This window comes from Rikenella microfusus DSM 15922 (assembly GCF_000427365.1).
In the GTDB taxonomy this organism is placed as follows: domain Bacteria; phylum Bacteroidota; class Bacteroidia; order Bacteroidales; family Rikenellaceae; genus Rikenella; species Rikenella microfusus.
Genome location: NZ_KE386488.1, coordinates 1,691,965 through 1,713,933, shown reverse-complemented (window position 1 = coordinate 1,713,933; position 21,969 = coordinate 1,691,965). Strand labels below are relative to the sequence as shown.

Sequence of the window (21,969 nt, the reverse complement as noted above, 5' to 3'; positions counted from 1 at the left end):
CGAAATATCCGGCGGCCCCGCGGAACCGAACCGTTTTTTCCGGCGGTTGCTTCCGGATTGCGCCGACCTACTCCGCCTTTTCCGCCCCCCGCAGTTTCGCGCTCCGCGCACGCGGGTTGCGTCCGACCTCTTCCGGCGCAGGCAGGATCGCTTTCCCGACCGCCCGGAGAGGCACCGAAGCCCGTCCGAAAAAATCTTTCTCGACCCGGCCGTCCGGCGTGCCGCTGCGGATGAAATTCTTGACCATCCGGTCTTCCAGCGAATGATAGGTAATGACGCTCAGCCGTCCGAGAGGCGCAAGCAGGCGGATCGCCTGCGCGAGCATCATCTCCAGGGCCTGCATCTCGCCGTTCACTTCGATGCGGAGCGCCTGGAACAGCTTGGCCCGGAACTTGGATTCGCCCCCTTTCGGCGTCACGTTCTCCGTCGCGGCCAGCAGGCCTCCGATCGTCTCAACCGGCCCTTTCGCTTCGCGATAACGGACGATCGCGTTCGCCACCCGGAAGCATTTGTCCAGTTCGCCGTACCGTCCCAACAGGGTCGCCAGCTGCTCCGCCTCATAGGTATTCACCACATCGGCCGCCGTACGCGTACCGCCCGTGCGGTTCATCCGCATATCCAACGGGCCGTCGAAACGGAATGAGAATCCCCGTTCGGCCGTGTCGAAATGGTGCGACGAGACTCCCAGGTCGGCCAGTATGCCGTCCACCCGGTCGAATCCCGCGGCACGCACGCAACCGCGCAGGAACCGGAAATTATTATGTACCAGAATAAGCCGCTTGTCGTCCGGGGCGTTGGCCAGCGCCTCCGCATCCTGGTCGAACGACACGAGCCGCCCTTTCCGGCCCAGCCGCGAAAGGATTTCGCGCGAGTGTCCGCCGCCGCCGAAAGTGACGTCCACATAGACGCCGTCGGGACGGACATTCAACATATCGACGCTTTCGCGCAACAGAACGGGGTCGTGATACTCGGACATATTCGAAAAAGATACTGCAATGGGTCAGGATACCTATATTCGGTTTTACCCGAAACGGGCAGGAACCGGAAACGATTGAAATTCAAACGTAGGGTTAAAATAATGTTCCCGCGCCAGCGGGCGGGTCGGACGCCCGGGAGGGTGTGCAATGAGGACGCTTGCGACCTTATTGCGGGCCTCCCGTAGGAGGCGTCCGGCCCGCGCGACCTAAAGGTCGCAACTGTCCCGGCCATGTAACCGTAGGTTTAAATGTACTGTTTTTCGCCGACGGGCGTTTATCTTTTCTTCGCTCGCTCCTGCCGCGAGGGCACCGGCTTCCCCGGACGCCTCATGCCGGCGGGGCATCTCCTTTTTTGCGCGACCAAAAAAGGAGACAAAAAAGTCGCCGGGAATGCGATTCCCCGCTCCCGACTCCCGTCGGATCGGAAAATCGCACATTCCCGGGTCGGCAGCCTTGACCCGTAGAAATACTTTTTAAACCTACTGTTCAATTATCTCATTTATCGGCTTTGCGCCCACCCCCGAAGTCGCAAAGCGGCTTGGGCGCGAAAGCCGGCGATTCGGAAGAATCGCATAACCTACAAACCGTAGGTTAAAATTAAAGTTCCGCGTAGCGGCCAGCCCGGTGCCGCTGGGCACTCCAGCCGGATTAAACCGGGGTAAAGTTACATTTTTTTAACGACCTCCGGACCGCCCCTGCGCAAGGAATCCCCGCCGGACGACGAAAAACGGTCCGACAGGCGCCTAACGGCCGGCTGTGGATAAGCACACAAGCGCATCCGACGATTTCAGCGATTTTCAGCCCGCCTATCCGCCCGGTACAATACACCGGCTCCCTCTGTACCGGCCGCAGCAGCCCCCCAAAAAGCACAGACGACTGAACAAAACCGACCGTGCCGGCCATTGGTAAAATCCGGCGGGATGCTTACTTTTGCGGTACGATATGGAAACCATAGACATAGGCCGCCTGCTGCGGGCCAAAAATCCGCAGCTGGCCAGATGGATGCCCGGTTTCGTCATCCGGTGGGTCGAACGGTTGGTACGGCTCCGAAAAATCAACTACGTGCTGGCCCACTACGGCGACCAGCCGCCGATGGAGTTCATCCGCTCGACCCTGGAATACATCGGCGTGACCTATACCGTGCACGGCGCAGAGCATATTCCGCAGGGCCGGCGCGCGATTTTCGCCTCGAACCATCCGCTGGGCGGGCTGGACGGCCTGATGCTGGCCGAAGCGGTGGCACCGCACGTCCCGTCAGTGAAGCTGATCGTGAACGACCTGCTGATGAACCTCGAACCGCTGGCGCCGATCTTCGTGCCGGTCAATAAATACGGCGCTCAAAGCACGGACTACGCCCGGCGGCTCGTGGAGATGTACGAGAGCGACGCGGCGGTCGTCACCTTCCCGGCAGGACTGTGTTCGCGGCTGATACGCGGCCGGATCGCCGATCCTCCGTGGCGGCGCAACTTCGTGCAGAAAGCCTGGGAAAGCGGACGACTGATCATTCCGGTCTATATCGAAGGGCGGAATTCGATGTTCTTCTACCGGTTCGAGCGACTGCGCAAAGCCCTCGGCATCAAACTGAACTTAGGGACAGCGCTGCTGCCCAAAGAGATGTTCGACCAGAAAGGCAAGCACCTGGACATCTACATCGGCGAGCCGGTGGAGCTGACCCAGGAACACACGACGAAAGAGTGGGTCGAAATCATCCGGGCAAAAGCCTACGCGATGAAACCGTCGAAAAAATAAACGAACCGGGCGGATTTCGGAATCGTATTCCGAAATCCGCCCGATTATTTTCTCAGAACCTCGCTATCTATTCTGCCGACGTCATATCGTCCTCCTGGAACAGGAATTTACCTTTCAGCGTACTCCAACCGGCAGCATTCTCGTAAGCCGCCGACGTGCCGATCGGGATATACAAGACATTCGGGACCTCTCCGTGGCTGAATCCGGTATTGAAAAAGACATTCCCATCGAAACATTCCGGCGGCGTCGGGGCCTTGCAAACGATCGACTGCAAGTCGTAACAGTGGGCCAACGCATATCCCCCGATGGACTTCACCCGGCTGCCCAGAAAAATCTGGTACAATTTTTCGCAACTGAGAAAAGCCCTGTTACCGATCTCTTCGACACTTTCGGGCAGTTCGATCGAAACTACATTCAGATTGCCATTGAGGAAATAAGAGGGGATCCGGGTCAATTTTTCCGTTTTGAACGTAACGTTCCGCAGATTGTCGCACCCCTCGAACGGATACGAGCCTATCTCGCGGACATTTTCGGGGATTTCGATCCACTCGATCGCACAGCCCGAAAAAGCAGCCTGACCGATAATCTCAAGACTGGAAGGCAGGTAAACGGTCTTCAGCGCGGAGCACCCGCCGAAGGCCGCGTGGCCGAGTTCCGTCAATTTATCGCCGAACCTAACGTCGGTCAGCGCCGTACATTTATAAAAAGCCGAAGAGCCGATCGTAGTCGCCCCGGCGACATTCGCCCGGGTCAAAAGGTTGCAGCCGCTGAAAGCCGCGTCGCCGAGCTCGGTAACATTCGTCAGGTCTACCTCCCGTAAATCCACACAACCGGAGAAAGCGCCGAACTGGAGGTGTATTTCCCGGTTCCCGAAGTTCAGGTCGCGCAGGTACTGGCACTCCCCGAAAGCTTCCCTCCGGATGCAGAGCGTATCGCTCCCCTCGGCAATCGTCAGCGCCTGCAGCGCGCTGCCCCGGAAAGCCCAGGCGCCGACCGCCGTAAGTGTTTCCGGCAGGGCGACCTCCGCCAGCCCCGTACCCTCGAATGCGCTCTCGCCCATGCTGCGCAGACCGACCGCGAACTCCGCCGCAGTCAAATCGCGGCAATTCCGGAAAGCAGCGAAACCGATCGTGTCGATCCGGGACAGGTCGATTCCGGTCAGGGGAGCCGATTCAAAAACCCTGCTGCCGATCGTCGATACGTTCATCGGCAGCACGACCGACTGGAGAGTCGAGAATTGGACAGCCTCGTCCGGTCGGTCGGTATTGTTCGGGAATGCGCGCGTTTCGTACATGGCACGGCCCATATCCAGCGACGTAAGGTGCTTCTCGGCAAGCTGGCGCACGATCTCTTCGGTCAGCACGGCCCCACCGCGCGTTTCGATCTCCAGCGACTGAATGATCACCGGTTCGCTGCCGCTGCCTTTCAGATCGGTCGTCCATTCGCCGCTGCCGTTGATCCGGTAATAGACGCCCGGCGTTTCGCCGCTCTGGGTCGCGGCGCCCTGCCGCACGACGAAAGTGGTCGTCTGGCCGAGGCAACGGATCACCACCGAGGCTTCGCGGGTTTTACCCGTCATGTTCGGTTGCAAAGTTACGGTCAGCACGTTGGGGCCTGCTCCCCCGCTTTTGGGTTCGATGTCGATCCACGTATCGTCTTCGGCGGCCGCCTTGCTCGTCGCCGATACCGATGCCGTCCAGTCGGCTTCGGCCGTGAAACTGATGCCGCTGCCCGAATCGTCCGCATAATACTCTTTATTGAAGTCTTTCGGATCGTCCAGTTTGACCGGCCCGTCGTTTTTCGGGCCTTTCTCCTGGCTACAAGCCGCCAGCAGACAGACCAGTGCCGCCGCAAGCAAAGTAAACGGTTTATTCATCGATGTGTGAAAGAAATTTACCCGCCCGGCTCCAAAGCGGATTCGTTTTGCGCGGAAAGTGCGGAGCCGTTAGTTCGTGCGGGCACGGACACCGGCAAAATACCGGGCTTCCGGCCGGAGACGCAAGCTAAACACTTCCGGATGGGTTCGCCGCTTACGCGGCGGCGATACAAATATATAAATATAAATATTCGTTTCCCCAATACCCGGCAAGCGAAAAATACGGAACACGACGCAGGATATGCCTCCAGGCACAATCACCTATTTTCAGCATAACCTTACACGACTTTACCCCATTTTACCTTTTTGCCTGTTTTTCAGACATTTTCGTTCCTGATTCGTGCCAAGCTGCGGTGCCGAACGGCACCGCAGAACCGGTCGGGAAGATCATCGACCCCTTCGGGGTAATTTATCTTTAAAATAACACCTCTGCTTTATGCCGTCGGCACGCCTGACTTTCCGCCCACCCGGCTGTCCGACAAAAACCGGAAACGTCGCCATCACCGGTTGCAAAAAAGGAGGGCCGATTTCAATCGACCCTCCCGCAACAGGCAACCGATGCCCGGCTGGAACTCAGGACACCTTTTTGTAAATCGATTTTTCAGCGAGCCGTTGCCCGTCCTCCATATAATAGGAAACCAGCACCAGCTCCGAAGAGGTCAATTTTTCGACATAAACGGCAGTATCCCAGAAACCATCGTTGTCCGGCCAATAGATACGATTGTCTTCTTCGTCGAAAACATAACGGTATTCATCGACCGGCGCCTGCGAGATATTACCCCGGACAGTCCGGTCGGCCGCGTACCCGTCCTTACGGAATTCCAGGTAATAGCTGTCCTCGAAGTCATAGGGATCGTACTCTCCGACGACTTTGCCGTTCTCCACCCATTCGTCGTATTCCGAGGTCAGGAGCCATTTCCCGACCAATTGGCTCGGATCGATCCCGCCGTCGCCTTTCTTGGAATCCGAACAGCCGCACAGCAGCAAAGCGGCCATACCGACCAGAAGAGTATGCAGAATAGGGGATTTTTTCATAACCGAATCCGTGGATTAGAACTTAAGACCGATTTTTACGAAAAACGAATTGATTTTGTCTTTATAAGACTCCGTATCGCCGTTGTACGTATATTCGGTTTTGAGCGTCTGGGACTGCAATCCGAATGCGAAATTCAGTTTCTTGTAGTTGAAACCGATTCCGTACTCGCCGTAAAAACCGCCCTTGAGTTTGTTTTCCCAACTGTCGTAACGGCTGGAACCCGAATCGTTGTAGTCCGAAGCGGCGCAGATGCTGCTGCCGAGGCTGACGGATATGTACGGCGCGAAGTTTTCCGAAACCGGATAATACCCTTTCAGGTTGAGGAATACGGGAAGCATCAGCGTATTCCAGTTATCGGAATCTTCATAATCCGGATCCATCTTGCCGAAAGCGTATTGCGCTCCGATACCCAGCCCCACGAAACCGTATTTGGTAATCCGCACCCCATGGACGGTTTCGAGCAATGGACGCGAATAATCGGTCTTGTATTTGTCGCCGTCTTCGTCCTTGAGTTTGCCGCCGGTGGCGAAACCGATGTTCAGTTCGCCCTGATACCAGACTTTCAGTTCTTTGGTTTCGTACTTTTTCTCGCGGTTAATTTCCGTAACGACTGTTTTCTGCGCGAACGTCGCGGCAGGGGCGGCCAGCAGGCCGCATACGATCAGCATAAATAACTTTTTCATATGGCATTATTGTTTAGTAAGTTTTCTGTGAAAACGGTTTTATTTTTTCACGGAAGCAATCTCTGCCTCGCTACGGATTTGTTTATTTTCAGGATCGTTTTGCCCCATCTTATAGACGCGCTTGATCCATTCGTCCGTCGGCGTACCTTCACGGAATCCGGTGTAAACAGCGGGAAAACCGACCGCTTCGACAATCATGACATACTTGCCGTTATGTTCGACGGGCTGTTCGCTGCGAACGGTATTCCCGTCGGCATCGATCGCATCGACCAGCTGCGTTTTGGGGCGGATGTTGAACTGCGGCAGGACGATCAAGTCGGCTCCGGTTTCGCGGCAAAAGTCGTAAATGACCTGCGCTTTCAGTTTATCCAGTTCCCTTTCGTAAAATTCCCCGACCCATTTGCCCTGCGGGAGTTGAACCAGGTATTCGTTGCCGGCCAAGCTACCCGGTACGTCCTGGCGGGCCGTCCCGGTAAACGTTCTGCGTTCGACTGTCTTACCGTCGTTGTTTTTGGTCAGCACTTTGACCGAGGCGACCAACGGGGTCACGAGCATTTCGTGGGCGGTTTCGAGCTTGATGGACTCGGTCTGTTTGAGGTATTGCTGCACGTCGACCAACTTGCTGGCCGAAAGCGTCTTGACCGCGCGTTGCGCGAATGCCTGAGAGCAGGCGAATGCCGACAGACATACGATCAGAACCGATTTTTTCATACTGTAAAATTTTTGGTGAGTTAAAAAGATGCGATTATTTCTCCGACTGCAGATACAACCGGGATTCAGCGTATTTTCGCCGACCACACAGTACCCGTTTTGTCTTCGTAAAGCAACGGCCCCGTATACGAACCGGATATCGTTCCGATTTGTGCCGAAGAGTAGTCGGACTCGATGATGCAGTTTTCCAAACGGATGGTATAAGTATCCCCCGACACGGAAACGATAACGCGCCCTTTCGCGATCGTGCCGCTCAAGTCGAGGTCGTCATCCCAAACGTCTCCGTCGATATAGCAAGGAGCCGGAGTATCTCCGTCCATATCGTACGGATAAGTGCCGGCCGTCAGTTTCGCAGCCCCTTCCGGCACTGCAAAATCCAACTCGACTCCGCTTTCTTGATTGCCGGATTCGTCGAAATCGAACCAAAGGTCGACATGCCCCCATCTATTCTCTGCCGCCCCCTTTTCTCCGTAATAAGTCATGTAGGCTTTCGCCACTTTGTAAGCTTTGCCATCGACTGTAAACGAGCCGCCGGGTTCGCCGGAGCCTTTCCCGTCCTCTTTCGAACAAGAGACCAGAGACACGCAGCCCAATGCCAACAACGACACGACTGCCGAACGTAAAAATTTCATCGATTTGTTTGATTTTCGGATCGCCCGACTCCTGAGACGATAACACAAAAAGAAAGTGTGGAACTGCAATATATGATATTTGGGAAGTCTGATACAGCCCGAAATGAAAAAAAGAGCTAAACAAGTGCAAATATAACAGTTGATATACTGCATTTTATGCGGTATCAGATTCGGGAAAGACTTTTTAATTTGTCTTAATTCGTTGCAGATTTCTTCGGGATATATGGGAACATATACGGGAATTTATTTACCTTTGCGGTGTGATTCAAAAAGCGATGCAGATGAAAGTTTCCGTCTATCTGAAAAAGTGCTCCCCAGAGACCTCGAACATCTGTTTCCGGGTCAGGGATAAAAATGTGGACATAAAGGTCGTTTCCACACTTGAAGTGCAGGACAGGTATTGGGACACCGATACCCTCAGCTACAGGCGCACGACAGCCGTGCCCGCCGCCGAGCAGAAACGGCTGCCGGAACAGATTGCCGCCATCATCGAGCGGGCGGAGAAGACCTTTTCGGACAAGGCGGACAGCCGGTGGATGAGACAAGTCATAGAGGATGTGCTGTACCCTATTCGCGCCTTCGAGCGCAACCACCCGAACCTGCTCGCCCGTGTCCACGAGTATCTGGAGAAGTTTGACGGTGCGGAGAGAACAAAGGAGCATATCGTCCGCTTCGAGCGCAAGATGACCCGCTACCACGACTACCGCCGGGAGATATTGGGCGAGGCGGACTTCACCCTCTTCGTGGAGACCGTCACGCTGGAGCAAATGAACGCTTTCCGGGATTATGTGGTGAACGAATACCTGCTGCGGCAGGAACATCTCGACTTCTACGCTCCCCGCCTGCTCATCAACCACAGGCCGAGACCGCTTTCCGGCACGACCGTCATCAACATCATGAATTTGTTCTGCACCTTCCTGCACTGGTGCAAGAAGATGAGGTATTCCGACAACGAGGTCTATGCCCTCTACGGCTGTAAGGAGCCTACCTACGGCGACCCGTTCTTCCTCACTTCCGAAGAAAGAAACATCCTTTATGACGCAGACCTGAACGACAACCCGAAGCTGGCCGTCATCCGTGACATCTTCGTGTTCCACTGCTATGTCGGCTGTCGCGTGGGTGACCTTTACAGGCTCACGAGGGACAATATCAAGGACGGTTTTCTGGAATACATGCCGCAGAAGACGAAGAAATGCGAGGCGAAGACTGTCAGGGTACCCCTGCACGAGAAGGCGTTGAAGATACTGGAACGCTACGATGCCAATGCCGACAGGCTGTTCCCGTTCAAGCAGATACACACCTACAACCTCGGCATACGGGAGCTGCTGAAGCGTTGCGGCTTAGACAGGATGGTCACCATCCTCGACACGCACGGCTACAACACCGTGCAGAAGCCCCTGTACGAGGTGGCCAGCAGCCACACGGCACGCAAGACCTTCGTGGGCAATCTTTACAGGCAGGTGCCCGACCCAAACCTTATCGCCTCCATGTCGGGGCATGTGGAGGGCAGCAGGGCGTTCAGCCGCTACCGCACGATAGACGATGACATGAAGCGCAGGCTTGTGGAAATGATAGACTAAGACAGAAAGGAGGACATACATATGAAAGTGACCGCATTCATCCGGAAGACCGCCGCCAAGAACAACATCACCGACCAGGCACGGGTCTATTTCCGTGTCCGTGACATCGGCGGTGTGGACATCAAGGCCGCAAGTGAACTGTCCATCAACCCCAACCATTGGAGCCCGGAACGGCAGGGCTACAAGCCCCGCGTGGTTCTGGTGTCGGAGGAGAAGAAGATGGCCTTCGACAAGGACGTGCAGCAGATCACCCACCTCATAACGAAAGAGTACCACCGGGGCGTGGACGGCAACTGGCTCAAAAGCCTGATAGAGGAATACCACCATCCCAACATCAACGCAAGGGGCGGCAACAAAGCCGACGAGTACCTGCTCTCGTACCAGATACGGAAATACATCGAGGAAACACCGCTCGCGGACGAAAGCCGGAAACACCATCTCGACAATCTCAACAAGGTGCTGCGCTACGAGCGTTTCCGCCACGAAGTGCTGCACCAGCGGGGCTTCCACCTCTGCATCGACACCATTACGGCGGACGACATCAGGGACTTCAAACTGTGGATGCAGGAAGAATACAGGTATGTGGACATGTATCCCGTATTCTACCGGAACGAGAAGCACCGTGATGTCGGGCAGAAGCGTTCCGAGAACAGCATGTCAGGGTCGCTCTACCGCATCCGCACCGTCGTCAAGTGGTGCATCAAGCGCGGACTGACAAGGAACAACCCCTTCGACCAGTACCAGATTGCCCGGCCGATGTACGGCGACCCGTTCTACCTGACACTCGAAGAGCGGGACAAGGTGTACTATGCAGACCTGAGCGGCATGGGAACTACCTACCCGGTCTACCGTGACATCTTCATGTTCCAGTGCCTGATAGGATGCCGCGTGAGCGACCTGAACAGGCTGACCAAGGCCAATATCGTGGACGGTTTCGTGGAGTACATCCCGCAGAAGACGAAGATGGAGCATGCCAATACGGTGCGTGTACCGCTCAACCAAAAGGCACGGGAGATACTTGAACGCTACAAGGATCTGGAGAACGCCCTGCTCCCCCGGTTCTCGCACTTCGGCTACAACAAGAAGATAAAGGAGATACTCAAGTATGTGGGCATCGACCGCAAGGTCATAGTACTCGACCCCAAGACAAGGGAGGATGTGGCAAGACCCCTGTACGAGGTGGCATCTACCCATACGGCACGCAAGACCTTCATCGGCAACCTCTACAGGCAGGTCAAGGACCCGAACCTGATAGCCTCCATGTCGGGACATTCGGAGGGCAGCCGTGCCTTTGCCCGGTACCGGAAGATTGACGACGAGATGAAGAAGGAACTGGTAAACCTTCTGGACTGATAATTTCCCTGTTTTCCCCCCCCCTCCACAGACAATGCAATATGAATATGGACGAGCAGAAACAGACATACGAACAGTTCAAGGCGGACATCCTCCAGTGGAAGGACGCACACAGGGAGGAATACACCCGCTTCGCGAAAATGATGGCGGACGGGAACGAGGTGCAGTACCTTGCCGTATGCCGGGCCATATTCAGGCAGCTGCCCGGCATCAAAAAGGAATGGCAGATATCATGGTGTGACGACAGCACGGACGGATTCGAGAACATAGGCCTCCATTTTAAAGAGAACGCGGTGCCGGAGCAGATCGTGGAACTTTACAGGAAACAGAGGGAAGAGGATGCGACTTCTCCTCCGTCCTCCTTCTGGGGCAGGATGAGATACATTTTCAGACAGAGCCTGAGAAAACGCCGCGTGACCCTGTCCGCCCCTCTTGTATTGAGCTGGCTGTATTACGGCAAGAGTTTCGAGGCCATGGTGGACATGGTCAGCAGGCAGGCTGGGCATCCCAAGGCAGGGAACGCCGAGCGGATGGGCTGCTCCATTGTCGTCAGGCAGATTATCGAGGTGTCCATAAAGAATGGCTTCCGCACGCAGGAGGACTGGGACGAACATTTCGCCATGAAAGGTGCCATTGAGAAAGGCAGCATCGGCGAATGGGCTTTGCAGTCCTTAAAGGACGGGATGGGTGGCGGTGATACCGGAGGCAACCCGGCAGCAACGGACTCCGGCAGCGGTACGGTGCCGCAGGCGCAGCGGGCGGCCGGAAAGAAGAAAATACAGGAGCGGCCACTTGCGGATTATCTCAAGTGCGGAAACAGGGAGGAAGTCCTGCAATGCATCCGCCGTTTCGTCTCCATAAACACGAGTGCCGTACATCAGGCACTCCCGTTCTATGTGCTGAAAGACCTACAGCTGGTGGCCGGAATGCACGCCGCCAAGGAGTACAGTGTGGGGATGGCACTGCAGTTCCCCGACCTGCCCTCGCTGAAAAGCGAGAGCGCCATACGGCAGGCGGTCGGCTTCCTGAAGACGGCAAAGCACGTAATCAAAGACGGCAGGGACCAGTCCGCCCCGCTCATCGAAAGCGACGAGAACCGGGAACTGTTCCGGACACTGGCGGCAGAAATCAAGAAAATCATCTCTGATGATGAAGCGGAAACTGTGGCCGGATAAGGCAAAATGAGCCGTTTTACATGGTCATGCAGACTTGAATTGTCATGACAATTTAAGACAAGGCCTTATATATCAATCCGTTTCAATTCCCATATACTTTTGCACCGTCAACCTTTTCCCGAGGGTCGGCGGTGCTTCTCTTTTATAAGCCATCGGAAGCGGGGCATCAGGGAACTTTTGAAGATGGTCATCACAAACTTCAAAACTGATATTTATGATTACCATAGAAAGTCTGGTCGAACAGGGCGCGAACGTGAAACTGGAAGTCACGCCCGCCGACCTGAAGATGTTTGCCGAGTCCATCGTGCAGCGCACCATCATGGCGCAGCAGGAGGAAAGGGACGCCGCCATGAAGCGTGAGGCAGAAGAGACATGGCTCAATACGAAACAAGTCCGTGAATTGCTCAATGTATGTGAGGGCACGCTCAACCTGTGGGCGAAGCGCGGCTACCTCGTCCCCGTCAAGGTGGGCAACAAGAACATGTACGCCAAGTCGGATGTCCACCGAGTGCAGACGGGAGGCAAGTCCGAGAGTGTGACATCCTATTGCAAGAAGAAAAATGGCTGACATGACAAACACCCGACTTGAACTGTGCAACATGATCCGCATGGAGGCGGAACATACCGAAGACACCGGCTTCCCTTTGGAAGTGTTCCCGCAGACGGTTCAATCCGTCATCCTTGACATGGCCCGGTACGAGAACTACAAGACAGAGTTCATAGCGACAGCCATGATTTCGGCTGTATCTGCGGCATTGGGCGGCACCTACCGTATCCGCATCAAAGGCGAATGGCAGAGCAATGCCGCCCTCTACATCATCCTCGTGGGCAGGCCGGGACTGGGCAAGACACCGCCGCTGGAGGCGGCATACCGCCCCATACGGAAGCACGACTATGCCCTGTTCAAGGCGTATGAGTCGGAATTGGAGGTATGGAAAGCAGCCGGGGAAATCGGGAAGAAGCCCGTGCTGCGGCGTACCGTCGTGTCCGACTTCACCCCCGAATCGCTCCTGCTGACGCACAGCAACAATCCCCGTAGCGTGGTCATCCTCGTGGACGAGATCATGGGGATGTTCAACTCCGCCAACCGCTATACCAACGGACAGCTCATAGAGCAGTTGCTCACGGCATGGAGCGGCGGGGCTCTGGATGTGACAAGGGTCGGCAACACTGTACCCGTACATATAGAACAGCCATGCATCAATATCGTCGGAACTACGCAGACCAAGCGTGTACACGAACTGCTCACGAAAGGCTTCGAGGAGAACGGACTGCTCGACCGTATCCTGTTCGTGCTGCCCAAGTCCCGTGAAGTGTCAAAATGGACTGATTGGGATGATGGCGGGGAGGACAGGGCATCTCTGGCAGCGGCACGCTGGGAGCAGATACTTGGCAAGGTACTCGCTCTGGACTATGACACGGGAGAGGAAGAAAGGATATCCCATGTGCTGTCCATGGACAGGGAGGCAAAAGAGTATTTCTTCTCATGGTGGAACAGGAAAGTGGAACGCATCAACCGGATAGAGGACGATGCCGAGGTGGACAGCCGTGAGATGAAGCATCCGGCGCAGGTGGCACGGCTGGCCCTGCTCATGCAGGTGCTGCGGTATGCTTCCGGCGAGAGCCATCTGCAGTCTGTGGATATGGTATCGGTAAAAGCCGCTGTCCGGCTGAACGGTTATTTCGAGGACTCGTACCGCCGCATCCGTTCATTCGTGGCGGAAGACATGTGCGAGGAACCGCCCAAGGTACTGCTGTCATTGCTGCCGGACACTTTCGACACGAAGACTGCCATCGCCACAGGCAAGGAACAGCAGAATGTCAGCGAGCGCACGGTGATGAACTACCTCAAGGAACTGTGCAGGAGCGGGCTGCTGCGTAAGGCCAAGGCCGGGCATTACGAGAAAGTCATATATGATAAATCTGGCAAATCTAATGAAAATGACAATGAACCGCCAGCCCAAAACTGCAACGGATGACCCCTTGTTGCAGCCTGCAGTCTTTGCAGTTTTGCAGTCTCGAAGTGACGGAAAAGTAGAATTCCTGCAAGACTGCAAGAATTGCAAACTGCAAATGGAGGTTTTCACTTGCAGAAATCTACAAAAGAGAGTATCATGACCGAACACAGATTCCATCTACAGAAATACCGTCCGGGCAGCAAGACCGTCTGTCCGGAGTGCGGCAGGAAGTCCTGCTTCACCCATTATATCGACGAGGAGGGAGAGATTGCCTTCCCTGACCATGTGGGCATCTGCGACCACATCAACAGTTGCGGCTACCACTATACTCCGAAAGAATACTTCCGGGACAATCCGACTGTCAAAGAAAAATTGAATGAACAGGAAAGGAACGGCGGCACACCGATAGTTGCAAAAGCGTTGGCAAAGCCACAGCCCGAACAGAAGCCACAAATATCCTTTCTTCCCTCTGATTGGGTGGAGCAGTCCATGCGCAGGTACGACATCAACCCCTTATACCGCTACTTCACCAAGGTGGCCGGCAAGGAGGATACGGACAGGCTGTTCCGCCTCTATCGGGTAGGCACGTCAAGGATGTGGGGCGGAGCAGCCGTATTCTGGCAGATAGACCGTAACGGCAATGTGCGTGCGGGCAAGATCATGGGCTATGACGCTGAAACGGGACACCGGATCAAGGAACCCTTCAACCAGGTAAGCTGGGTACATTCCGTGAGGAAGGTGCCGGACTTCAGGATGAAGCAATGCCTGTTCGGAGAGCACCTGCTGTCGGACAGTTTCGCCGTAATGTCCGCCAAACCTGTAGCCATTGTCGAGAGCGAGAAGACGGCACTGGTCGCCGCCCTTTTCATCCCCGATTTCATCTGGCTTGCCACCGGAGGGATGCACGGGTGCTTCAACGGCGAAGCGGTGCAGGCATTGGACGGACGGGAGGTGATTCTTTTCCCCGACCTTAAGGCAACGGAGGAATGGCGGCGACGGCTGCCGATGCTGGAATCCGTATGCAGGCGTGCCACATGTTCCGACCTACTGGAAAGGATAGCGACCAATGAGCAGCGCAGTCAGGGACTGGACATCGCCGACTTCCTGCTGATGGAGGACACTCCGCAGATGATCCTTGCGAGGATGATAGAACGCAACCCCGTACTGCTGACATTCATCGACACCTTCGACCTCGAACTGGTGGATGCAGGGAGAGTGGAATGACGGAAAGGCATCGGACAGCTTGCTGTCCCAGGGGAAAGGGGTTGTAAAATCCCGTAGCTTATTAGGGCATTTTCACCGCCTCCGCTTCGCGTCCGGCAGTCAAAAAGCCCATAAGCCGAGGGGCACCCATCAGGCTCCCTGGTATGCCTCCGACTGTATGACGGGATTTTACAACAAGAATAACAATAAAATAACGAACAGATATGAGCAATACACAATACGCGGTCTGCCACCTGCAGCGTGGCAGCGGTAATGACAGTGGAATGTCATGCCATATAGAAAGAAAGGATGCGAAGGGGAAGATTTATGTGCCGGTCAATGCCAATACGGACCGGACACATCTCAACCGTGAGCTGGTCAGATTCCCCGAGGGAGTTTCCAATCGTACCGAGGCGATACAGCACCGCATCGACACGGCCGGGCTGCGCCGCAAGGTCGGCAAAAACCAGACAAAAGCCATCCGTATCATCCTGACCGGGACACATGAACAGATGATGAAGATTGCCAATGGCGGCAGACTGGACTGTTGGATTGATGCCAACCTCAAATGGCTAAGGGATGCATTCGGGAATGAGAACCTTGTATCGTGCGTGCTGCACATGGACGAGAAGACTCCCCACCTGCACGCCACCATCGTTCCCATTGTGACCGGGGAGCGAGTCCGCAGGAAACGTGAGGGTGAGAAGAAGTATGAAACGAAATCCGGTCCCCGGCTGTCGGCGGATGATGTGATGCGACGTACGCGGCTGCACGAATACCAGAACAGCTATGCTGCGGCCATGAAACCGTTCGGGCTGCAGCGGGGCATTGTCGGCTCCACCGCCAAACATCAGGCAAATTCGGATTATTACAGGCAGCAGGTCATCCGTTATGAGGAGGACATAGCCAAGTTGCAGGCAGATGTGGAGAAGGCGCAGGAGGGCAGGAACACCATCCTCTCGTGGTTCGGCAAGGGAGACCTTGCCAAAGCGAAAAAGGAACTATCGGACAAGGATGAGAAGATTGCCGAACTCAATAAACAGATTAAGGCTCTTCAGGCAGAAAAGGCACGGTTGCAGGAGCAACATAAATCAGGAATCGAAAAGCTGCGGAACGGCTACCAGAAAGAGATAGACGCAGCCATCCGCAGGGCGGAAACCGCCGAGCGGCAGTCAGAAGAGAAAGATGCCGTCATAGACAGGCAGCGAAAACAGATAGGCCTGCTTGACCGTAAGGCAAACCCTCAGCGTTATAGCCTCTCATCCGGTGCCGAGCTTGTCCGAATCAACGTGTCCAACTACCGGAACCCGTCGCTCCACATCTGGACACGGGTCGGCGAGGAGCTTTTTGAGGACACCAAATTCCAGATAGACTATGATGTGGCCCAAAGACATTTTAACGGCCAGATCACGGACGAGGAGTTTGTCAATGCCGTATTCGAACCGCAGGAGCAGGTAAGCACAAGGCAGGCCGAGCTGTTGGGTGCGGCTTTTACCCTTGCCATTGGCGGTCCGGCACAAGCCCATGTCGGCACAGGAGGTGGCGGTTCGTCTTCCGACCTTCTGTGGGGCGAGCAGAAAAACAAATTAAATAATCAGAGAAAAACCAGATAAATACTAGGGGTTATCAATTATTGAATCTCACAGAGAGATATTATTATCAGATTACTTTGATGATTATCTTTTTATGTATAACTTTGTGCCGTTAATTTAATATGAAGCAATATGGCGAAAATAGAATGCTCAAACCGGTTGCGTGTCATTTTGGCTGAAAAAGAAATAACTAATCGCTGGTTGGCAGAACAGATGGGGGTTACAGACATGACTGTTTCACGATGGAAAACTAATAAGGTACAGCCATCAATGGCCCAGTTTGTTGAGATTGCCCAACTGCTTAAAGTGGATATTAAAGATCTTATTGAGGCTGATTTTAATTATGATATAGAATAATTACTCTGGTTATGAGGTATACCGAAACGGTAATTAGAAATGTGATAAAACGTATAATATAAAATATATGGATCTGTTACAGATTGACATATACGAAAATGAAATCTTTGAACGGTCGCCTGAGCTACTTTCAATGTTACTCATAGATCGCACTTTAAGTTCAGAAAATTGTCAAGTCAATATTTTCTGGGCGACAAACAATTATGCCAATTTTGGGGATGGGTATCAATATAGCGATCAAATTACATTAGAGGCTATTACTGGCAAGAATGGAGATGTGATCAAGCCTCGGGCAGTTAAAAGCCTTGAAATGCAGCAGCAACGCAGTCGTGAAATGGCCGAAGTTTTTACTCCGTCGTGGATTTGTAATAAACAAAACAATCTGATTGACAATGCTTGGTTTGGACGAGAAAACGTATTTAATGTAGAGATAGATAATCCTGACGGTTCACATTCGTGGATTCCGACAGAGGGGAAAATCGTATTTCCTGAAGGTAAAACCTGGCATGATTACATCAACGAAAATCGCCTTGAAATTACCTGTGGAGAGGCTCCCTATCTGGTGAGCCGATATGATTCCGTAACTGGTAAGCCGATACCGATAGAACGAAGGATAGGATTACTTGATAGAAAACTTCGCGTCGTCGGGGAAAATACACAGACATCAAGCGAATGGCTAAAAGCAGCTCAATCGGCTTATATGAGTATCTACGGTTACGAATGGCAGGGAGACAACCTTGTTCTTGCCCGGGAGTCTCTTTTGTACACCTTCATTGACTATTATAAAGTAAAATTTGGCAAAAAGCCACAACTCAAATCGTTGCAATATATTGCTTCCATCATCTCATGGAATATTTGGCAGATGGACGGTTTGAAAGGGGTAATTCCGGAAAGTTGCCATAGCGTGCAACAAACAGTCCAGAGCCTGTTTGATTCGAACATAACGGTTCAAGAGTGTGAAGGATGTCAAAAGGGCAATATACTCAAACATAATGGAACCTATTGTAAGATTAAGGATTGGAGCAGCAATAAAACACTGACTTTTGTCTCATTGTTAAAGAAAGGAAAATAGAATGGCAGATTCAAATCTAAAAATAGATACGACTCTTCTAGATGGCCTGATCGTAGGGCGAGTTGAGCCACATATCTATGCTTTTTCTACCGAAACGGTTCCCAACTATTTGAAGGTTGGCGACACTGCCCGAGGCGTGCGTGTGCGCTTGGATGAATGGAGAAAGATTTTCCCAAATCTGGTACAGCAGTACGAACATTCGGCACAGATAGACGATGAGACTATTTTTCGTGATTTTGCAGTCCATACTTTTCTGGAACAGGAAAAAGGCAGAACACGGTTGCTACCGGACACGTTTGGGCGTCTGCCTTACTATTCAAAGGAGTTCTTTGAAGGGGCTACAACCGCTGATCTGGAAGAGGCTATATCGGACATATATCAAAGCGCACGGGAGAAAAACGGCAAATATCAGTTTTATTCTCCGGATCGCTTACCTCAAACATTTACCTACGAACGAACGGAGAGCTATCCTCCCCGTGCCAACCAACAGCAGGTCATTGACAACTTCAGAAATGCAGCGACTGTCGGACGCACCAATCTGTTACTGTACGCTATAATGCGATTCGGCAAGTCTTTCACGGCCATGTGCTGCGCTAAAGAGATGGATGCGAAAATTGTTGTTGTCGTTTCAGCCAAGGCCGATGTAAAACAAGAATGGAAAAAGACGGTTGAGAGCCATGTTTACTTTGCTGGCTACAAGTTTCTGGACAGCACGTCGTTAAATAGTTATGAAACCATTGTTTCCGATGCTCTTGCTGCCGGAGATAAAGTTGCATTATTCTTGACGTTGCAAGATTTGCAAGGAGAAGAAATTAAGGCAAAGCACAAAGAGGTTTTTGAGCATCAAATTGATTTGTTAATCGTTGATGAAACCCATTTTGGAGCTCGTGGTGCCTCCTATGGAAAGGTCTTGCAACAATATAATCTCAGCAAATCACAGATCGAGAAAGAGCTACGAAATATTGATGGCTTTGAAACGCTCGATCAAGTAGACGAGGCTGTCAAAGTCTTGAATGCGAAGATCCGCATACATCTTTCCGGTACGCCATACCGAATTTTGATGAGCGATGAATTCAAAAAGGAGGACATCATTGCCTTTGTTCAGTTTACGGACATTATCGACGCACAGAAGCAGTGGGATGACGAGCATCTCAAAGAGGATGATTGCAACGAATGGGATAATCCTTATTATGGATTTCCACAGATGATTCGCTTTGCGTTCAATCCGAATGTCTCTTCCGTGAAAAAAATGAAAGAATTGCGTAAAAATGGCATTACCTACGCATTTTCCGAGTTGTTCAGACCTCACTCGATGACAACTAAAAGAGACGGCAGCCATAGGCAATTTTTACACGAACCCGAGATTCTGGATTTGCTAGAGGTAATCGACGGTACAAAAGAGGATGAGAATCTGCTCGGCTTTCTCGATTACGACAAAATCAAGGATGGTAAGATGTGCCGCCACATTGTTGTCGCATTGCCTTTCCGTGCCTCCTGCGATGCCATGGCAGCATTGATTCAACGAGAAAAGAACCGATTCAAAAACCTATGCGATTACGAAGTTATCAACATAGCAGGCTTTGACGAAGAGCGCAAATATGCGACTACGGATATTGTCAAAGGGAAAATCAAGACTTGTGAAGAAAATGGCCGCAAGACACTGACGTTGACCGTTAACCGGATGCTGACAGGAACAACCGTGCCGCAATGGGACACGATGCTCTACCTCAAGGGAACGTCATCTCCGCAGGAATACGATCAAGCAATATTCCGTCTGCAGAATCAATACGTTACCACCTTCAAGGATGAAAACGGCCGAACCATCAAGTACAACATGAAGCCGCAGACATTATTGGTAGACTTCGATCCGAATCGCATGTTCCGGTTGCAGGAGTTGAAATCGCAGTTTTACAATGTCAATACAGAGGTTCAGGGTAATGCAGGCTTGAGAGAACGTATCGCAAAAGAGTTGGCAATCTCTCCTATCATCGTACTGAACAAACATAAGTTGCAGGAAGCGACTCCGACCAATATTACGGATGCGGTTCGCGAATATTCCAGAAACCGCAGCGTATTGGACGAGGCATCGGAAATCCCGACCGACAGCATTCTGTTGGAAGACACTGAGCTACTCAATGTTCTGCGGGAGATTGCTCCCATTGATGCAAAAAATGGTCTCCAGATAAAACCGACAGAGGGTGATGGTGATGACATTGATACGCCTGACACACCCGATACACCGGAAGGAACTGAGAACAGAGATGCTGAACCGACCGATCAACCCAATCAACACCCCGATCGGCCGAACCCGGCAGAGGAAGACGACAAACTCGACAAACGGCTTGCCGCCTATTATGCGCGTATTCTTTTCTTTGCCTTCCTGACGGATTCAACTGTCAAATCGTTGGAGGAGGTGATTGCCGCAATTCCACAGACGTCGGATAACCGGCGAATCGCCAACCATCTCGGCCTGGACAGAAAGGTTCTGGAGGTAATCCAGGAGAAGAGCAATCCGTTTATTTTGCATGATCTCGACTATAAAATCGAGAATACCAATGATCTAATCCGAGACGCCGCACTTCGCCCCATGGAGCGGGTAGAGATTGCCATGCGAAGGTTCGGACGTTTGTCCGATTCTGAGATAGTTACCCCTGCGAAGGTCGCCGACGAGATGGTAGCTATCCTGCCTTTCGAAGAGTTAAGAGAGAAGGCGGATGCCAAATTCCTTGATATAGCCTCCAAAGAGGGAGAGTTCTCCGTTGCGTTGTATCGAAGATTTGGCGAGAAGGTCAAACCGAGATTATATGCAATTACGACTTCGACATTAGCCTACGAATTTACACGCAAAGTTTACACCTTGCTCGGAATGCCGGTTGAAAACATATATGCCGATTTCACGTCGTATGACTTGATTGGCGAAAATAATAATGAGATAATAAAGCAATTAACAGATATGAGATTTGACGTGATTATTGGCAATCCGCCGTATCAGGATAAAGGAGGTAGTGGAGGTACTAATGACGCATCCATATACCAGAATTTTTGTCAAATAGCTTTTGATACGAATCCTAACTATACTTCAATGATTATCCCCTCTCGTTGGTATACTGGCGGCCGAGAGAATCTTGTTGGGGAGTTCCGCAATAGAATGCTGACATCAAAGCATGTAATGAAATTAGTCTCACACACAAATGCTAAAGATTTATTCCCAAATGCGGAAATAAAAGGAGGTTGTTGTTATTTCTTATATGCGAAATCTTATTGTGGAAAATGCGAATATGAATTAAATCGAGATGGTGTAAAGATTATAACAGAACGGGATTTAGGTCAATTTAACATTCTGGTCAGAGAACCTATATTGGCGGAGATTGTTGAAAGGATTTTGAGCCAGAGTGATTCGTTTGTTGATAGTCTTATATCGTCTGACACTCCATTTGGTATTCCAACAAACCCCAAGGCTAGTTCAAAGTCCCATATTGAAATATATGAACAAAAAGACAAAGAGCATGAAGTTGCATTGTATTGGATTAAACGCAATAGACGATGTATTGGATATATATCACGAGAAAGTGTAAAAAAGAATGTGCTGGATATAAGTAGGCCTAAAGTGTTTATTCCAGAAGCATATGGAGCTGGAGAATCATTCCCTCATCAAATTATCGGGATACCTGAAATCGCTTCTGCTGATTCGGCATGTTCCCAATCATATTTATATGTGGCATTCGGAACAAAAACAGAAGTCGAAAATTTCGCAAAGTACCTACATACGAAATTTCTTCGGGTTTTAGTTAGTGCATCAAAGGTTTCTCAACATGCTATGAGTAAGGTGTATAGATTTGTTCCAGTAGAGAACTTTACTGCATACAGTGATATTGATTGGAGCAAAAGCATCCCCGAAATAGATACTCAGCTCTATGCTAAATATGGTTTAACAGCCGAAGAGATTGACTTTATTGAGTCCATGATTAAGCCCATGGAATAAGAGTATGCTATTCTAACTCAAAATTAACGAACA

Annotated in this window: 17 protein-coding genes; 11 read left to right on the top strand and 6 right to left on the bottom strand. The window is 52.1% G+C overall.

Annotated elements, in window-relative coordinates; all coding sequences use genetic code 11:
• Positions 1-67: 67 nt before the first annotated feature.
• Positions 68-976 (bottom strand): 16S rRNA (cytosine(1402)-N(4))-methyltransferase RsmH, encoded by a 909-nt coding sequence (rsmH, locus tag RIKMI_RS0108170; RefSeq protein WP_027291215.1) that lies wholly within the window; start codon positions 974-976, stop codon positions 68-70.
• A gap of 943 nt (positions 977-1,919) precedes the next feature.
• On the opposite strand from rsmH, the gene RIKMI_RS0108160 reads away from it, so the two are divergent.
• Entirely contained in the window at positions 1,920-2,726 is an 807-nt protein-coding gene (locus RIKMI_RS0108160) for a 1-acyl-sn-glycerol-3-phosphate acyltransferase (protein WP_027291213.1), read from the top strand.
• 67 nt (positions 2,727-2,793) lie between these two features.
• Here the strand turns inward: RIKMI_RS0108160 and RIKMI_RS0108155 are convergent, their stop codons facing one another.
• From RIKMI_RS0108155 to RIKMI_RS0108135, 5 genes are all read right to left on the bottom strand, one after another.
• Positions 2,794-4,602: a leucine-rich repeat protein gene (locus RIKMI_RS0108155; protein ID WP_027291212.1), complete on the bottom strand. Its 1,809-nt coding sequence runs from the start codon at positions 4,600-4,602 to the stop codon at positions 2,794-2,796.
• Positions 4,603-5,175: 573 nt separating this feature from the next.
• Entirely contained in the window at positions 5,176-5,637 is a 462-nt protein-coding gene (locus RIKMI_RS0108150) for a lipocalin-like domain-containing protein (protein WP_027291211.1), read from the bottom strand.
• 15 nt (positions 5,638-5,652) lie between these two features.
• A complete protein-coding gene (locus RIKMI_RS0108145; RefSeq protein WP_027291210.1) occupies positions 5,653-6,321 on the bottom strand; it encodes an outer membrane beta-barrel protein in 669 nt (222 codons plus the stop codon).
• Positions 6,322-6,360: 39 nt separating this feature from the next.
• On the bottom strand, positions 6,361-7,032 hold the full coding sequence (locus tag RIKMI_RS0108140; RefSeq protein WP_027291209.1) for a hypothetical protein: 672 nt from the start codon (positions 7,030-7,032) through the stop codon (positions 6,361-6,363).
• A 65-nt stretch (positions 7,033-7,097) separates the two neighbouring features.
• Positions 7,098-7,664: a hypothetical protein gene (locus tag RIKMI_RS0108135; RefSeq protein WP_027291208.1), complete on the bottom strand. Its 567-nt coding sequence runs from the start codon at positions 7,662-7,664 to the stop codon at positions 7,098-7,100.
• 281 nt (positions 7,665-7,945) lie between these two features.
• Here RIKMI_RS0108135 and RIKMI_RS0108130 point away from each other — a divergent pair, with 281 nt between their 5' ends.
• From RIKMI_RS0108130 to RIKMI_RS0108085, 10 genes are all read left to right on the top strand, one after another.
• On the top strand, positions 7,946-9,244 hold the full coding sequence (locus RIKMI_RS0108130; protein ID WP_027291207.1) for a site-specific integrase: 1,299 nt from the start codon (positions 7,946-7,948) through the stop codon (positions 9,242-9,244).
• Between the two features lie 21 nt (positions 9,245-9,265).
• The gene (locus RIKMI_RS0108125) at positions 9,266-10,597 is read left to right on the top strand and encodes a site-specific integrase (protein WP_027291206.1); all 1,332 of its coding nucleotides are present in this window, start codon (positions 9,266-9,268) and stop codon (positions 10,595-10,597) included.
• A gap of 41 nt (positions 10,598-10,638) precedes the next feature.
• The gene (locus RIKMI_RS0108120; protein WP_027291205.1) at positions 10,639-11,772 is read left to right on the top strand and encodes a DUF6043 family protein; all 1,134 of its coding nucleotides are present in this window, start codon (positions 10,639-10,641) and stop codon (positions 11,770-11,772) included.
• A 214-nt stretch (positions 11,773-11,986) separates the two neighbouring features.
• A complete protein-coding gene (locus RIKMI_RS0108115) occupies positions 11,987-12,340 on the top strand; it encodes a helix-turn-helix domain-containing protein (protein WP_027291204.1) in 354 nt (117 codons plus the stop codon).
• Positions 12,333-13,751, top strand: coding sequence for a DUF3987 domain-containing protein (locus RIKMI_RS0108110; RefSeq protein WP_027291203.1), 1,419 nt, complete (start codon positions 12,333-12,335; stop codon positions 13,749-13,751). Before RIKMI_RS0108115 ends, RIKMI_RS0108110 begins: the two co-directional genes overlap by 8 nt.
• Positions 13,752-13,886: 135 nt before the next feature.
• Entirely contained in the window at positions 13,887-14,954 is a 1,068-nt protein-coding gene (locus RIKMI_RS0108105) for a DUF6371 domain-containing protein (protein ID WP_027291202.1), read from the top strand.
• A 203-nt stretch (positions 14,955-15,157) separates the two neighbouring features.
• Complete coding sequence (gene mobV, locus RIKMI_RS0108100; protein WP_027291201.1) at positions 15,158-16,546, top strand: MobV family relaxase; 1,389 nt, start codon at positions 15,158-15,160, stop codon at positions 16,544-16,546.
• Between the two features lie 111 nt (positions 16,547-16,657).
• Complete coding sequence (locus RIKMI_RS0108095; RefSeq protein ID WP_027291200.1) at positions 16,658-16,882, top strand: helix-turn-helix transcriptional regulator; 225 nt, start codon at positions 16,658-16,660, stop codon at positions 16,880-16,882.
• A gap of 67 nt (positions 16,883-16,949) precedes the next feature.
• Positions 16,950-17,954: a hypothetical protein gene (locus RIKMI_RS0108090; protein ID WP_027291199.1), complete on the top strand. Its 1,005-nt coding sequence runs from the start codon at positions 16,950-16,952 to the stop codon at positions 17,952-17,954.
• A 1-nt stretch (position 17,955) separates the two neighbouring features.
• The gene (locus RIKMI_RS0108085) at positions 17,956-21,936 is read left to right on the top strand and encodes an Eco57I restriction-modification methylase domain-containing protein (RefSeq protein ID WP_027291198.1); all 3,981 of its coding nucleotides are present in this window, start codon (positions 17,956-17,958) and stop codon (positions 21,934-21,936) included.
• Positions 21,937-21,969: the final 33 nt, after the last annotated feature.